Genomic DNA, 13830 nt, shown 5'->3' on the forward strand with positions numbered 1-13830 from the left:
CTCGTGGAGGAAAACACCGGTGAACTACGTCCGCGGTTTCGCACCCTGGCTGTGTTACGCGGCCCTGAGCCCGGTCGACTGGCGACTGGGCACAGGCGCCGCCGCACTGGCCGCGCTCTGGCTGCTCGCCGGACAGCTCCGCGCCCGCAGCGTCGACCTGTTAGGCGCTGCCACCTGCTCCTTCTTCGTGGTCATGGCCGTCGTCGCGCTCGCGGACCCGACGTCGGGGCTGCGGGACTGGATCTGCGCGCTGGCGAACGCCACCCTGGCGGCCACGGCCCTCGCCTCCCTCGCCGTGCGCCGCCCCTTCACCCTGGCCTTCGCCCGGGCCGAGGTGCCGCCGGAGTTCTGGCACGCACCCCGGTTCATCCGGGTCAACATGGTCCTGACGGCGATATGGGCAGCCGCGTTCACCCTCGGCGCGCTCGCCTGCGCCTTCGTAGTCCGCTTCGAGGACTCCGCGACCGCGCCACTGGTCACCGTCCAAGTCCTGGCGTTCGTCGTCCCGTTCACCCTCTCCGGCCGCTACGCCGCCCGAGCGAAGGCCTCGGCCGGACAGGCGATGGCATGAGCACGCACGACGGAACGACGGAGTCGGCCGAGCCGGCCGAGCCGGCCGAGAGGATCGAACCGGCGAGTCCGGAGCGGCTGATCTACTTCTCGGACGCGGTGGTGGCCATCGCCATCACACTGCTGGCCCTCGAACTGCCCGTCCCGGGCGCGGACGCGCACGGCGACGCGGGCGTGCAGCACTTCCTGCGCGAGCATCTGACGGAGTACTTCGCGTTCCTCGTCAGCTTCGCGGCCATCGCCATGCAGTGGATGCTCCACCAGCGCCTCTTCCGGTACGTGACCGGTCTGTCCGGCGGAGCCATCCGCTGGAACCTGCTCTGGCTGCTGCTGATCGTCGTCACGCCGTTCACGACGAAACTGCTGACCAGCGAGGCGGACGCGTTCCGGATCCAGTTCATCGTGTACGCGGCCGGCCAGGCCCTGACCAGCCTGTCCTTCAGGCTGGCCTTCGCCGACCTGCGCAGGTCGGGGATGCTGCGCCCGGACGCCCCGCGCGGGGTGATCACGGAGACCCTGGCATGGCTGGACGCGACGATCGTGACCTTCGCCGTCTCGATCCCCGTCGCCCTGGTCACGCACTGGGCGTCCCTGTGCTGGGCACTGCTGCCGTTGACGCAGAAGGTGACCCGGAAGGTCCTGCGCCGCGTCACCTGACGGGAAGGGGCCGCCCGGCAACCACCACAACCCGGGCGGCCCCTGCACGGAACCACCCGCGAACCGGCGGACCGGACGTCCCGTCACTCCACGAACAGCCCCCGCGCCGCCGCCCGCGCGTCGAACTGCTCCAGCCTGGCCTGCGCGTCCGGCAGGTCGTCGCACATCGCCTCCAGCAGCACCCGCCCGAGCAGCATCGGCGCGCACGCCGTGTCGAAGGCGAGCCCGGTGCCCACGGCGGCCGGGATCAGCAGGTCGGACACCTTGGCGACGGGCGCGAACGCCGAGTCCGCGACGGTGACGACGGTCAGGCCCGCCTCCCTCGCGTAGGCCAGCGTGTCCACGACCTCGCGCGGGTGCCGGGGCAGCGCGAAGCACAGGAGGGTGGTGGCGCCGGCCCGGACGGCCGCGTCGATCCGGTCGTGGATCATCGTGCCGCCCTCGTTGAGCAGCCGTACGTCCGGATGGACCTTGGCGGCGAAGTACGCGAAGCCGTAGGCCTGGGAGGCCGCCGCGCGCAGGCCGAGGACGGGCAGCGGGCGCGAGGCGGCGAGCAGGCGCCCCGCCTTGGCGACCGGGCGGGGGTCGGCCAGTATCTCGGCGAGGTGCTTGAGGTTCTCGATCTCGGCCTCTACGGCCTGCTGGTACTCGTTGTACGACGCCGTGTCCGGGGCCGACTCCGAGGGCGCGACCTCGCGGAGGTGTTTGCGCAGCGCCGGGTAGCCGTCGAAGCCGAGGGCGACCGCGAAGCGGGTCACGGAGGGCTGGCTGACGCCGGCGAGTTCGGCGAGTTCGACGCTGGAGAGGAACGGCACGTCGGCGGCGCGGCGCACCATGCTGTGCGCGATGCGCCGCTGGGTCGGCGTGAGCCGGTGCCCCTCGAAGAGCGCCTGCAGCCGGGCGGCCGGGCTGTCGGTCACCCCCACACTCCTGTCCACGGCCGAGTCCACGCTCGCATCCGCGCTCCCCTCCACGATCCCGTCCACACTCCTGTCCACGCTCATGACGTGCTCCCCCTCCAGATCTCCGTGAACCGGTCCAGCAGGCCCGCCGCCGCCGTCACATCGTCCGTGAGCGGCCGGTCCGCCGTCTCGTCGTCGAGCACCGATTCGGCCAGCTCCAGCGCGCGGCCGACCGGGAGTTCCGGGTCGGGCCGCAGACCGCGCTGGCGCAACGCCCGTACGGCGGCGACGAGTTCGCAGCCGACGACGAGACGGTACGCGCGGCAGGCGCGCAGTGTCTGACGTGCGGCGAGCGAGGCGAAGCTGGCCTGTTCCTCGACGCCCCGGGAGAGTACAGCGTGCCCGAGCGAGGCGGGAGCCGAGAACGCGCGCAGGTCGCCGAGGGCGGCCGCGGCGGCGTACTCCAGGATCATCACCCCGGAGGACGCGGCCTCGTTGTCGGCGAGGAACGGCTTGAGGCGGGTGAACGCGGGCTCGTTCAGCGAGGAGAGCCGGGACGTCGACAGCCGGGCGACCTGGGTGAGCGCGAGCCTGAAGTGGTCCAGGGCGAGGACGAGTTGGGCCTGGTAGAAGCCGCCGTGGTGGTAGGCGGTCATGTCCTCGGCGGAGATGAAGGGGTTCTCGGCGGCGGCATTGATCTCGATCGCCAGCACCGCCTCCAACGCGTCCGCCGCGTCGTGCGCGGGCCCATGGATCTGCGGCAGACACCGGAACCCGTACGGGTCCTGAATCCGCCCGAGCGGAGGAGTGGGCCGGTCCGCGGCCCCGATCAACTCCCGCATCCGCCGGGCGACTTCGGTCGACCCCCGGTGCGGCCGAGCGGCATGCACAGGCGCGGCATACGGCTCGTGCGACCCGTCGACAGCGAGCAACGAGAGCGCCCCGACGACCTGCGTGGCCCCGATCAGCCCCCGCAACTCGTGCAGGGCGAGGGCGGATTGGCCGAGGGTGAGCGCGTTGCTGCTGATCATCGCCAACGCGTCGTTGTTGTCGAGGGGTTGGGGCTCGGGGACGCCCACAAGACCGGGACCACCGAAGACGCTCCGCCAGGGATGCTCCCCCACCAACGCCAACCCCACCTGAGCCAGCGCCGCGATGTCCCCCGTCCCCACCGACCCGAACTCGTTGACGACCGGATACACCCCGTTCTCCAGCGCCTCGCACAGCGCCGTGACGACCGTGGGCCGTAGCCCCGCACCCCCCGCCAGCAACTGGTTCGCGCGGACCGCGAGCATCGCCCGCACCTCCCGGGCCGGAAGCTCGTCGCCGATCGCGCCCGCGTGGCTGCGCAACAACCTCAGCCCGTGCTCGGCGGCCGCCTCCGTGGGCACGTCCTCGTTCCGGTTGGCGCCGACGCCCGTCGAGCGGCCGTAGACGCGGCCCGTCGCGGCGATCTGGCGGGCCGCGTCCCAGGACTCGGTCGCGCGCTTCATCGCGTCGGTGCCGGGGACCGGGCGGGCGTCCCCGTCGGCGAGGCGTACGACGTCGGTGACCCCGAAGCCGACCCCGTCGAGGACGACCAGATCGGTGCCTCCGGACAGCGCCACATCAGAGGCGTCCACGATCTGAGACGACATAAGGCGACGAACTCCCCTCAATCAGGACACTCGATCTTGCCTGCCGGTCATCCGTTACCTCGGATTAACGCGGAGACATTGACAAACTATTCAGACACCGAGAACTCTGCATGACGTTATACAGCCGGGCAAGGGACAACTCATGATCCAGTTCGACGCGGTCCACAAACGCTTCCCCAACGGCACGACAGCAGTTCACGACCTCTCCCTGGAGATGCCGGAAGGCGGGGTCACCGTACTGGTCGGGTCCTCCGGTTGCGGCAAGACGACCACCCTTCGGATGATCAACCGGATGATCGACCCGACCTCGGGCGTCATCAAGGTCGGCGGCAAGGACGTCACCCAGCAGGACGCGGCCGAACTGCGCCGCTCCATCGGGTACGTCATCCAGCAGTCGGGCCTCTTCCCGCACCGCACGGTGCTGGACAACATCGCCACCGTGCCGCTGCTGCTGGGCCACGGCCGGAAGAAGGCCAGGGCCCGCGCGGCCGAGCTGCTGGAGACCGTCGGCCTCGCCGCCGACGCCGGCAAGCGCTACCCGCACCAGCTCTCCGGCGGCCAGCAGCAGCGCGTCGGCGTGGCCCGCGCGCTCGCCGCCGACCCGCCGGTGCTCCTGATGGACGAGCCGTTCGGCGCCGTGGACCCGGTGGTCCGCACCCAGCTCCAGGACGAACTGCTGCGCCTGCAGAAGGAGTTGAACAAGACCATCGTCTTCGTCACGCACGACATCGACGAGGCCGTACGGCTCGGCGACCGCATCGCGATCTTCCGCACCGGCGGTCACCTCGTCCAGTGCGCGGCCCCCGCCGAACTCCTCGCCCGCCCGGCCGACGACTTCGTCGCCGACTTCCTCGGCGCCGAGCGCGGCCTCAAGCTGCTCTCCCTGAAGACCCTCGCCGAGGTCCCGCAGGGCCCGGCCCCCGAGGGCGGCACCTGGACCCTGGTCGTGGACGAGGCCCGCAAGCCCCTCCACTGGGCGGCCAAAGCCACGGACGGCGCCGAGATCCCCGTACGACCGCTCCAGGACGGCGACTCCCTGCTCGCGGCCCTCAACGAGTCCGTCGCCTCCCCGAACGGCCTGATCGCCCGCGTCGACGCTAACGGCGTCCTCACCGGCGTCTCCTCCCGCGACGACATCCACACCCACGCGGGCCAGGCCCACGCGGAAGCGCGGGTAGCGGCGTGACCATCGACTGGTCGTGGATAGGCGACCACACCGACGACCTCACCAGCCTCACGCTCTCGCACCTCCAGGCCGCGATGAGCGCCGTCTTCTTCGGCCTGCTGATCTCGCTCCCGCTGGCGGTCGTGGCCCACCGGATCCGCCCGCTCCGAGGCTTCCTGCTCGGCCTGTCGAACGTCCTCTTCACGATCCCGTCGATCGCGATCTTCGTGCTCCTGCTCCCGATCAGCGGCCTGACCCGCACCACGACCGTGATCGGTCTGACGGTCTACACGCTGGTCGTGCTGCTGCGGAACACGGTCGAGGGTCTGGACTCCGTCCCCGCGAAGACGAAGGAGGCCGCGAAGGCGATGGGCACGCGCCCCCTGCGCACGCTCCTCACCGTCGAACTCCCCCTCGCGCTCCCGGTGATCATGGCCGGTGTCCGCATCGCCACGGTCATGTCGATCTCGCTCGTCTCGGTCGCGACCTACATCGGCGACGGCGGCCTCGGCCAGCTCTTCACCGACGGCTTCCAGCGCGACTTCCCCACGCCGGTGATCGTGGGCGTGGTCCTGACCCTGCTGCTGGCCGTGGTCGCGGACGCGGCCCTGGTCGCCCTCCAGTACGTACTCACCCCGTGGACGAGGCGGCGAGCCTGATGTTCGAACTCTTCAAGAACCTCGGCAAGTGGCTGACCAGCGGCTCCCAGTGGGCCGGTACGGACGGCATCGCGCACCGCCTCGCCGAGCACCTCCAGTACTCCCTGCTGGCGACCCTCATCGCGGCCGTGATCGGCCTCCCGCTCGGCCTGCTGATCGGCCACACCGGCAAGGGCGCGTTCCTCGCGATCAACCTCGCCTCCTTCGGCCGCGCGCTGCCGACCGTCGGCCTGGTCGTCCTCGTCTTCCTGGCCAGCGGCCTGTCGATGTGGCCGGTGTACATCGCGCTGGTCGCCCTCGCGGTCCCGTCGATCGTGACGAACACCTACGCCGGCATGACGGCCGTGGATCCGGACGTGAAGGACGCGGCGCGCGGGCAGGGCATGCGCGGCCACCAGGTGCTGTTCCAGGTCGAGTTGCCCCTCGCGCTCCCCCTGATCATGACCGGCCTGCGGCTCGCCCTCATCCAGGTGGTCTCCACGGCCACCGTCGCCGCGTACGTCTCCTTCGGCGGCCTGGGCCGCTTCGTCTTCGACGGACTCGCCCAGCGCGACCTCGTGCAGGTGCTCGGCGGGGCGGTGCTCGTCGCCGTCGTAGCCATCGTCCTGGACCTGGGTCTGTCCGCCCTCCAGCGCTTCCTCTTCCGCCACCGCACCGCCTAGGGAAACCGGGAACTCCGAAATGAACCGTCGCACCCTCCTCGGCGCCCTCGCCGGAACGGCCGTCGCCGTCCCCGTCCTGTCCTCCTGCGCGAGCGGCGTCACCTCGCTCGACGGCGGGGGCTCAAGCGGCGGCGGCAGCGCCTCCAGCAAGAACGGCGTCACCATCGGCACCGCCAACTTCACCGAGAACCAGGTCCTCGGCTACCTCTACGCCGCCGCCCTCGAAGCGGCCGGAGTGAAGGTCAAGGTCCGCCCCAACCTCGGCACCCGCGAGATCGTCTTCCCCGCCCTCAAGAGCGGCGACATCGACCTCCTCCCCGAGTACCAGGGCTCCCTGCTCACCTACCTCCAGCCCAAGCCCAAGGTCGCGGAGGCGGGCGAGATGCAGAACGCCCTCACCCTCGCCCTCCCCTCCGGCCTCCAGGTCCTGCCCTACGGCATCGCCGAGGACGCGGACTGCTTCGTCGTCACGCGGGCGACCGCCAAGAAGTACGGCCTGACCACGCTGGCCGACCTGGCGAAGCACAACGGCAAGCTGACCCTCGGCGCCTCCGCCGAGGTGAAGACCCGTCAGGTGGGCGTCGTAGGACTGAAGGACGTGTACGGCGTGGAGTTCAAGGAGTTCAAGTCCCTTGATTCCGACGGGCCGTTGGTGAAGGGCGCGCTGAAGAAGGGCGATGTGGACGTGGCGAACCTGTTCACCACCGACACCGACATCAAGGCCAACGGCTGGGTCGTCCTGACCGACCCCAAGACCCTGATCCCCAGCCAGCACATCGTCCCGCTGATCGCCGACCGCGTGGCCGACCCCACGGTCCGCAAGGCCCTCGCGCGCCTCGGCAACCTCCTCACCACGGCCCAGCTCACCGAGCTGAACCGCCAGGTGGACAAGGACAAGAAGGACCCGGAGGACGTGGCGAACACGTATGCCAAACAGCACGGCATCACGAAGTAATGACGTGTCGATGATCTGACGAGGAATCAGCCAAGTGTCACTAAACGGACACTTAGGGTGACTGATCGCATGCGTAGGGTGATTGAGCGCTACAAGCACCACGTGCTGGACAAGCACACCACCTGAGGAAACGCATGGCCTCGAACCGCAGGGCCTTTCTGACGGCCACCGCCGTCGGCGCGCTGGCCGCCGCCCCTACGACCGCCACCGCCGCCGCCGGCCCACCGCCCCACCCGACCACCGCCCCCGCCGCGCTCGCCGAACTCCTGGACGGCAACCGCCGCTACGCCACCGACCACTCCCGCCACCCGGACGAGAGCCGCCGACTCCGTCACCAACTGGCCACCGCACAGCACCCGTTCGCGGTGATCGTCGGCTGCATCGACTCCCGGGTCCCGCCGGAGCTGGTCTTCGACCAGGGCCTCGGCGACCTGTTGTGCATAAGGACGGCCGGCGAGGTCCTGGACGAGGCGGTGCTCGCGTCCATCCAGTACGGGGTGGAGGAACTGCGCATCCCCCTGGTGCTGGTGCTCGGCCACGAGCGCTGCGGCGCGGTGGCGGCGACCCTCGCGCATCTGGAGACCGGCGCCCCCGTCCCCGGCCATCTCGCCCTCCTGGTCGACGAGATCAGCCCGGCCGCGCGCCGCACCCGCGCCCTGCCCGGCGACTGGGCCGAGCACACGATGAGGGCCCACACGGCCTGGGTCAGGGACGCGATCCGCGCCGACCCCGCCTTCACCTCCGCGCACGTCGTCGCGGCCCGCTTCGACCTCGACACGGGGCTCGTGTCGCTGCTGCCGTAGCCCCGACTCCCCACGCCAATAAGCCTGTTAAGCACCCTCACTCCCCCACGCTCCTGACGCGAAGAAGCTCATGAACATGAACGGCGTGCTCTCCGTCCTGCCCTCCCCCGCCGACTTCCGCACCATGACCCGCGCCCCGCGCCGCGACCTCCTGTGCGGCCTCACGGTCGCCGTGGTCGCCCTCCCCCTGGCCCTCGGTTTCGGGGTCACGTCCGGTCTCGGCGCCGCCTCCGGCCTGATCACCGCGATCGTCGCGGGCTCGCTCGCCGCGCTGTTCGGCGGCTCCGCGCGCCAGGTCAGCGGGCCGACCGGCGCGATGACCGTGGTCCTCGTCCCGATCGTCCACGAGTACGGCGCGAACGGCGTCCTGACAGTCGGTCTGATCTCCGGCTTCATGCTCCTCGTGCTCGCCTTCGCCCGCGCGGGGGCGGCGATGGCGTACGTCCCCGCACCCGTGATCGCCGGTTTCACCATCGGTATCGCGTGTGTGATCGGGCTCCAGCAGGTGCCGTCGGCGCTGGGCGTGCCCACCCCGAGCGGTGACCAGGTCGCGGTGGTCGCGGCCCGGGCGGCGGAGGAGTTCGACGCGACCCCGCACTGGGCCGCGCTGCTGCTGGCCCTGGGCTCGGCGGCGCTGATGCTGGCCGGGGCACGCTGGAAGCCCACAGTTCCCTTCTCCCTGGCGGCAGTTGCCGTGGCGACGATCGTCTCGGAGGCACTGCACCTGCACGTCACCCGCCTCGGCACACTCCCGGCCTCGATCCCGGCCCCGTCCCTCGCCTTCCTGGACGTCTCCCGGGTCCCGTCCCTCCTCCTCCCCGCGGCGGCGGTAGCGGCGTTGGCCGCCCTGGAATCCCTCCTGTCGGCCTCCGTCGCGGACGCCATGCGCCCCGGCGAGCGCCACGACCCCGGCAAGGAGCTCTTCGGCCAGGGCATCGCCAACCTCGCGGCCCCCCTCTTCGGCGGCGTCCCGGCGACCGGCGCCATCGCCCGCACCGCGGTCAACGTCCGCACCGGCGCCACCTCCCGCCTGGCCGCCCTCGCGCACGCCGTGATCCTCGCCGGGATCGTCGCGGTCGCGGCGCCGCTGGTGGGCCGTATCCCGCTGGCCGCGCTGGCCGGAGTGCTGCTGGCGACGGCGATCCGCATGGTGGAGACGGACGCGGTCCGCGCGATGGCCCGCTCGACGCACGGCGACGCCCTCGTCCTGGTCCTCACGGCGGCCGGCACCCTCGCCCTCGACCTGGTGCGCGCGGTCCTCATCGGCCTCGGCGTCTCGGTCCTGCTCGCCCTGCGCGCGGCGATGCGCGGCACCCGCCTCACCCCCGCCACGACCGACGAACTCCCGGGCGCAGCAGGCACGGTGACCTACCGCTTCGACGGCCCGCTCCTCTTCGCCGCCGCCCACCGCTTCCGCCGCAGCCTCGCCGACGTCCAGGACGTGACGGCCGTGGACCTGCGGCTGTCGGGGCTGACGGCGGTCGACGCGACGGGTGCGCTCGCGCTGAAGGACGCGGTGGGCGAGCTGCGGGACCGGGGTATCGAGGTCAGCATCACGGGCGTCGAGCACGGTCATCGCCGGGTGCTGGAGTCGCTCGGGGTGCTCCCGGTGAACCCGACTTCCAACAGGGGGGCTATCCCCAGTGCGGCGGGCGCGGCGGCTCCCTAATCTGAGTCGCATGACGGGAATGGATGCGAACGACGTCGAACTCAAGAAGGAACTCAACGCCACCCTGCAGGCGCGCAGGGAACTCGGCGACGAGTACGAGTCGGCGCTGGTCGACTCGTTCCTGGAGAAGGTCGACCAGCGGATCGACGGCGCGGTGGAGCGCCGGGTGCGCCGGCAGATGGCCGAGCAGCAGATGGTGGTCGCCCGCGGCTCACGCGGACCGAAGCCCACCGACTCCTGGGGCGAACGCTTCGGCTTCGGCATCGTCTCGATGGTCCTGGCGATCCCGCTGTCCGCGATCGGCGGCGGCATCGCCCACCTCCCCGGCCTGCTGGTGGCCTGGGCCGGCATCGTCGGCGTCAACGCCGTCCAGGCCGCCCGCACCAACCCGGGACTCTTCGGCGGCCGACGCGCGAAGTCCTCCCAGGACAGCGAGTGGGAGGACTGACCGTCCCGGTCACGCCTGACGGGTCGGCAGCACCACGATCTGCCGCAGGTTGACGTGCCGGGCGCGGCTCGCCGCGTAGGCCACGACATCGGCGACCTCCTCGGGGGCCAGTCCGCCCAACGCCCCGAACAGCTGGTCCAGTTGGGCGGTCATCTCAGCGCTGTCGACGTGCGTCCCCAGCTCGGTGTCCGTCAGCCCCGGCTCGATGTTGGTGACCCGCACGTCACGCGGCCCGAACTCGGAGCGCAGCGACTGGGAGACGTAGGTGACGGCGGCCTTGGTGGCGCCGTAGACGGCGTAGCCGGGGAACGTGACGTGCGCGCCGATGGACGAGATGTTCACCAGGTCCGCGGTACGGCCCTCCCCGGCCGCGGCCACCAGGTCCCCGGTGAAGGCGCGGATGACGCGCAGGACGCCGGTGACGTTGGTGTCGAGCATCCGCCGCCACTCGTCGATCCGCCCGTCGTCGACGGGGTGCGGCAACATGACACCGGCGGCGTTGACGACCAGGTCGACGCTTCCGAACGTCTCGTGGACGCGCGCGGCGGCCGCCTCCACGGACGCGTCGTCGGTGACATCGGCGACGACGGCGAGGGCCTGTCCCCCGTCGGCCCGGATCTTCCCGGCGACCGCCTCCAGCCGCTCCCCGCGCCGGGCCAGCAGCGCCACCCGCGCCCCGTGCGCGGCGAGTTGAACGGCGACGGCCTGCCCGATCCCGCTGGCGGCCCCGGTGACGACGGCGGTACGTCCGGCCAGATTCTCGTACGACATGAGGTGCTCCTGTGGTGGGTGCCACCGGGGCGGTTCCCCGGCGGCAACCACCACACTGGTCCAGTGCGTCGGGGCTACCCAGGGATGCGTTTTTCCTGGGTCTGGCAGTACCAGGTTGGGAAGCGGGCGAGGGTGTGGTGGGGTGACCGCTCCTGGTTCACCACCGCTGTCCCTCCGTACCCCCGCTGCCCCCAGCCAGACCGCCATACGGCGACCAAAGCTCCAGGGCGGCCGATGAACAGTCCCTACACTTCCGCCATGGATCGGACAGACCGGCGGATCGTTCAATGCCTGCTGCGCGACGGGCGGGCGTCCTTCCGGCGTATCGCCGAGGTGGCCGAGGTCTCCGAGCAGACCGTGGCCCGCCGCTACCGCGCCCTGGTCGCCGACGGTGCCGTCCGCGTGCGCGCCCTGCCCCGCCACGCGCTGCTCGGCGACCGGACCTGGTTCGTCCGGGTCCGGTGCCGCCCCGACGCCACCGACGCCCTGGCGGACGCGCTGGCCGCCCGCGAGGACACCGCCTACGTCAGCGTCACCTCCGGCGGCTCCGAGATCGTGTGCCAGACCCACACCGGCCTCCGCGACCAGGGCGGATCGGTGCTGCAACGCCTGCCGCGCACCGCCCGGGTCCTGGGCTTCGACGCGTGTGCGGTCATGCACATGTACCTGGGCAGCGGTGCCAAATGGCTAGCTTTCGACGACCCTCTCACCGACGACCAGGCGGCTCTGCTCCACGCCTCCGACCCGCAGCAGCACGCCACCACCGGCGGAAACGGAGACGAAGGCGGAGGGGTCCAGGACGTCCGGAACGCGGGAGCACCGCGCGAGCAGGACGGTCCGCTGCTGGCCGAACTCGCCCGCGACGGACGCGCCGGAGTCGTCGAACTCGCCCGCGCCTGCGGCTGGTCGAAGTCCCGGGTCTCCGCACGGTTGGAGGAACTGCTCGCCGCGGGCGCCTTGCGCGTCGCCGTGGACCTGGCCTACCCGCGCTTCGGCTTCCACGCCCCCGCCTACCTGTGGCTCACCGTCGCCCCCGGCCGGCTGAACGCCACCGGCGAGGCCCTCTCCGCCCACCCCGAGACCACCTTCGCCGCGGCCGTCACCGGGTCCGCGAACCTCCTGGTGACGGTCACCTGCCGCACCATGGACGACCTCTACTCCTACGTCACCACCAAGGTCGGCGCCCTAGAAGCGGTCCACCAGGTCGACGTCGTCCCGGTCCTGCACCGCCTCAAACAGGCAGGCACCCGACTCCACGACGGCCGCCTGATCCCGACCTGATCCCGACCTGATGGGCATCGAGGCGTTGCACGATGCGCCGGTCCGGCCGATCCGTGACGGAAGTACAGGGCGCTGCGATCTACCCCATTGGAGGTTTGGTACGCCCTGGCCGTGATCGGCTGTCGGTTCCGTCATCGCGGCGGCAGTGTTGAGACCCACCCCCGAGTGAGTTCTCAGCAAGGAGTTCGCGATGAGCGACGTACTTCCCGGCGGCACCCTGCGCCTGTCCGAGACCCTGACCGTGACCCGCGTCGGCTACGGCGCCCTCCAACTCGCCGGGCCCATGGCCTACGGCCCGCCCCGCGACCGCGACGAGGCCCTGGCCGTCCTGCGCGCCGCGGTCGAGGCGGGCATCACCCACCTCGACACCAGCGACTACTACGGCCCGCACCTGGTGAACGGGCTGGTCCGCGAGGCCCTGCACCCCTATCGCGAGGGCCTGCGCATCGCCACCAAGGTCGGCGCGCGCCGCACGGCCGAGCGAGGGTGGCCCCCGGCGCTGTCGCGGCCGGAGCTGGTTCAGGCCGTCCACGACAACCTGGACCACCTGGGTCTGGAGGTGCTGGACCTGGTGAACCTGCGGATGACGGACACCCTGGCGGCGGACGACATCGTCGAGCCGTTCACGGTCCTGGCCGAACTGCGCGACCAGGGCCTGATCCGCGACCTCGGCGTCAGCAACGTCAGCGCGGAACAGGTCGAGGCCGCGCGGCGGATCGCACCGGTGGTCGCGGTGCAGAACCACTACAACGTCGCCTTCCGCCAGGACGACGCCCTGGTGGACCGGTGCGCCGAGCAGGGCATCGCGTTCGTACCGTTCTGGCCGCTGGGCGGGTTCCGCCCGCTGCAGGCCGAGGCACTGGAACAGGTCGCGGCCGAACTCGGCGTCACAGCACGGCAGATCGCCCTCGCGTGGCTGCTGCACCGCTCCCCCACGATGCTGCTGATCCCCGGCACCTCCACCCGCGCCCACCTCGCCGAGAACATCGCCGCCGCGACGATCGGCCTGTCCGCGGAGACGCTGCGCACCCTGGACGCCATCGCCGGCCCCGCCACCGCCTGAGCCCCCTCCCCTGGAGTTCGCTGTCATGCCGCAATCGCAGCCATCCGCCGCCCGTCACCGCACGCTGGTCCTGTCCGGAAGCCTGCGCGCCGGGGCCGTCACCACCCAGGTCGCCCACGCGGCCGTGGCGCAGGACCATCCCGGACACGAAGTCGTCCTGGCCACCAGCCTGGACCAACTCCCGCTGTTCAACGAAGACTTGGACACCGAACCCGCCCCGCCCGGCGTGGCCGCCCTGCGCGCCCAGGTCAGCTCGGCCGGCAGCCTGCTGGTCCTGAGCCCGGTCAACAACGCCAGCATCTCGGCGGCCCTGAAGAACGCCCTGGACTGGCTCTCCCGCCCCCGCGACGACTCGCCCCTCGCCGGAAAGCCCGCCACCGGCCTGGTCATCGGCTACCACTCCCACGGCGCGGAAGCCCACCTGGAGACGATCCTCCGCGCCACCGGCGCCCGCACCACCCCGGCCCCGACCCCCGTACTGAGCCCGCGCACCCTCAACGGGAACCAGGCCGCCCACGACCCGAAGGTCACCACCGCCGTGACCCAGGCCCTCGCCGCCCTCTCCCCGCCTCGAACGCGGCACTAGCA

Annotated in this window: 15 protein-coding genes; 12 read left to right on the forward strand and 3 right to left on the reverse strand. The window is 71.5% G+C overall.

The genetic code is table 11. From position 1 onward, the window contains the following. Positions 1-19: 19 nt before the first annotated feature. On the forward strand, positions 20-571 hold the full coding sequence (locus tag OG496_RS24545) for a hypothetical protein (protein ID WP_405972409.1): 552 nt from the start codon (positions 20-22) through the stop codon (positions 569-571). After that, a complete protein-coding gene (locus tag OG496_RS24550) occupies positions 568-1227 on the forward strand; it encodes a TMEM175 family protein (RefSeq protein ID WP_405972410.1) in 660 nt (219 codons plus the stop codon). Before OG496_RS24545 ends, OG496_RS24550 begins: the two co-directional genes overlap by 4 nt. Positions 1228-1310: 83 nt before the next feature. On the opposite strand, the gene OG496_RS24555 is transcribed toward OG496_RS24550, so the two are convergent. Beyond that, positions 1311-2231, reverse strand: a complete 921-nt coding sequence (locus OG496_RS24555; protein ID WP_366497041.1) for a MurR/RpiR family transcriptional regulator — start codon at positions 2229-2231, stop codon at positions 1311-1313. After that, positions 2228-3766: an aromatic amino acid ammonia-lyase gene (locus tag OG496_RS24560; RefSeq protein ID WP_366497040.1), complete on the reverse strand. Its 1539-nt coding sequence runs from the start codon at positions 3764-3766 to the stop codon at positions 2228-2230. The genes OG496_RS24555 and OG496_RS24560 overlap by 4 nt, the downstream gene beginning before the upstream one ends. A gap of 142 nt (positions 3767-3908) precedes the next feature. On the opposite strand from OG496_RS24560, the gene OG496_RS24565 reads away from it, so the two are divergent. The 7 genes from OG496_RS24565 to OG496_RS24595 all read left to right on the forward strand — a co-directional run bounded on the left by OG496_RS24565 (position 3909) and on the right by OG496_RS24595 (position 10127). Next, positions 3909-4952, forward strand: a complete 1044-nt coding sequence (locus OG496_RS24565; RefSeq protein WP_366497039.1) for an ATP-binding cassette domain-containing protein — start codon at positions 3909-3911, stop codon at positions 4950-4952. Beyond that, complete coding sequence (locus OG496_RS24570; protein ID WP_366497038.1) at positions 4949-5590, forward strand: ABC transporter permease; 642 nt, start codon at positions 4949-4951, stop codon at positions 5588-5590. Before OG496_RS24565 ends, OG496_RS24570 begins: the two co-directional genes overlap by 4 nt. Beyond that, the gene (locus OG496_RS24575; RefSeq protein ID WP_366497084.1) at positions 5590-6252 is read left to right on the forward strand and encodes an ABC transporter permease; all 663 of its coding nucleotides are present in this window, start codon (positions 5590-5592) and stop codon (positions 6250-6252) included. The genes OG496_RS24570 and OG496_RS24575 overlap by 1 nt, the downstream gene beginning before the upstream one ends. A 19-nt stretch (positions 6253-6271) precedes the next feature. Further along, the gene (locus OG496_RS24580; RefSeq protein WP_405972411.1) at positions 6272-7207 is read left to right on the forward strand and encodes an ABC transporter substrate-binding protein; all 936 of its coding nucleotides are present in this window, start codon (positions 6272-6274) and stop codon (positions 7205-7207) included. 134 nt (positions 7208-7341) lie between these two features. Further along, positions 7342-8010 (forward strand): carbonic anhydrase, encoded by a 669-nt coding sequence (locus tag OG496_RS24585; protein WP_405972412.1) that lies wholly within the window; start codon positions 7342-7344, stop codon positions 8008-8010. Positions 8011-8080: 70 nt separating this feature from the next. Beyond that, a complete protein-coding gene (locus OG496_RS24590) occupies positions 8081-9679 on the forward strand; it encodes a SulP family inorganic anion transporter (RefSeq protein ID WP_405972413.1) in 1599 nt (532 codons plus the stop codon). Positions 9680-9698: 19 nt separating this feature from the next. Continuing rightward, positions 9699-10127 (forward strand): hypothetical protein, encoded by a 429-nt coding sequence (locus tag OG496_RS24595; protein WP_399395841.1) that lies wholly within the window; start codon positions 9699-9701, stop codon positions 10125-10127. A gap of 9 nt (positions 10128-10136) precedes the next feature. Here OG496_RS24595 and OG496_RS24600 read toward each other — a convergent pair whose 3' ends face one another. Continuing rightward, positions 10137-10898 (reverse strand): SDR family oxidoreductase, encoded by a 762-nt coding sequence (locus OG496_RS24600; RefSeq protein WP_405972414.1) that lies wholly within the window; start codon positions 10896-10898, stop codon positions 10137-10139. A gap of 258 nt (positions 10899-11156) precedes the next feature. On the opposite strand from OG496_RS24600, the gene OG496_RS24605 reads away from it, so the two are divergent. The 3 genes from OG496_RS24605 to OG496_RS24615 all read left to right on the forward strand — a co-directional run bounded on the left by OG496_RS24605 (position 11157) and on the right by OG496_RS24615 (position 13828). Continuing rightward, positions 11157-12179, forward strand: a complete 1023-nt coding sequence (locus OG496_RS24605; RefSeq protein WP_405972415.1) for an Lrp/AsnC family transcriptional regulator — start codon at positions 11157-11159, stop codon at positions 12177-12179. A 190-nt stretch (positions 12180-12369) separates the two neighbouring features. After that, positions 12370-13242, forward strand: coding sequence for an oxidoreductase (locus OG496_RS24610; RefSeq protein ID WP_405972416.1), 873 nt, complete (start codon positions 12370-12372; stop codon positions 13240-13242). Positions 13243-13267: 25 nt separating this feature from the next. After that, positions 13268-13828 carry an NADPH-dependent FMN reductase gene (locus OG496_RS24615; protein ID WP_405972417.1) on the forward strand — a complete coding sequence of 187 codons (561 nt, stop codon included), beginning with the start codon at positions 13268-13270 and terminating at the stop codon, positions 13826-13828. The last annotated feature ends 2 nt before the right edge of the window (positions 13829-13830 follow it).

It is taken from the genome of Streptomyces sp. NBC_00988, from assembly GCF_045162645.1.
Lineage (GTDB): Bacteria > Actinomycetota > Actinomycetes > Streptomycetales > Streptomycetaceae > Streptomyces.

Bases quoted from the DNA above. Each gene is read 5' to 3' on its own strand.
- OG496_RS24550 (WP_405972410.1), top strand. From the start codon at position 568: ATGAGCACGCACGACGGAACGACGGAGTCGGCCGAGCCGGCCGAGCCG.
- OG496_RS24555 (WP_366497041.1), bottom strand. From the start codon at position 2,231: ATGAGCGTGGACAGGAGTGTGGACGGGATCGTGGAGGGGAGCGCGGAT.
- OG496_RS24560 (WP_366497040.1), bottom strand. From the start codon at position 3,766: ATGTCGTCTCAGATCGTGGACGCCTCTGATGTGGCGCTGTCCGGAGGC.
- OG496_RS24565 (WP_366497039.1), top strand. From the start codon at position 3,909: ATGATCCAGTTCGACGCGGTCCACAAACGCTTCCCCAACGGCACGACA.
- OG496_RS24575 (WP_366497084.1), top strand. From the start codon at position 5,590: ATGTTCGAACTCTTCAAGAACCTCGGCAAGTGGCTGACCAGCGGCTCC.
- OG496_RS24580 (WP_405972411.1), top strand. From the start codon at position 6,272: ATGAACCGTCGCACCCTCCTCGGCGCCCTCGCCGGAACGGCCGTCGCC.
- OG496_RS24585 (WP_405972412.1), top strand. From the start codon at position 7,342: ATGGCCTCGAACCGCAGGGCCTTTCTGACGGCCACCGCCGTCGGCGCG.
- OG496_RS24590 (WP_405972413.1), top strand. From the start codon at position 8,081: ATGAACATGAACGGCGTGCTCTCCGTCCTGCCCTCCCCCGCCGACTTC.
- OG496_RS24595 (WP_399395841.1), top strand. From the start codon at position 9,699: ATGGATGCGAACGACGTCGAACTCAAGAAGGAACTCAACGCCACCCTG.
- OG496_RS24600 (WP_405972414.1), bottom strand. From the start codon at position 10,898: ATGTCGTACGAGAATCTGGCCGGACGTACCGCCGTCGTCACCGGGGCC.
- OG496_RS24605 (WP_405972415.1), top strand. From the start codon at position 11,157: ATGGATCGGACAGACCGGCGGATCGTTCAATGCCTGCTGCGCGACGGG.
- OG496_RS24610 (WP_405972416.1), top strand. From the start codon at position 12,370: ATGAGCGACGTACTTCCCGGCGGCACCCTGCGCCTGTCCGAGACCCTG.
- OG496_RS24615 (WP_405972417.1), top strand. From the start codon at position 13,268: ATGCCGCAATCGCAGCCATCCGCCGCCCGTCACCGCACGCTGGTCCTG.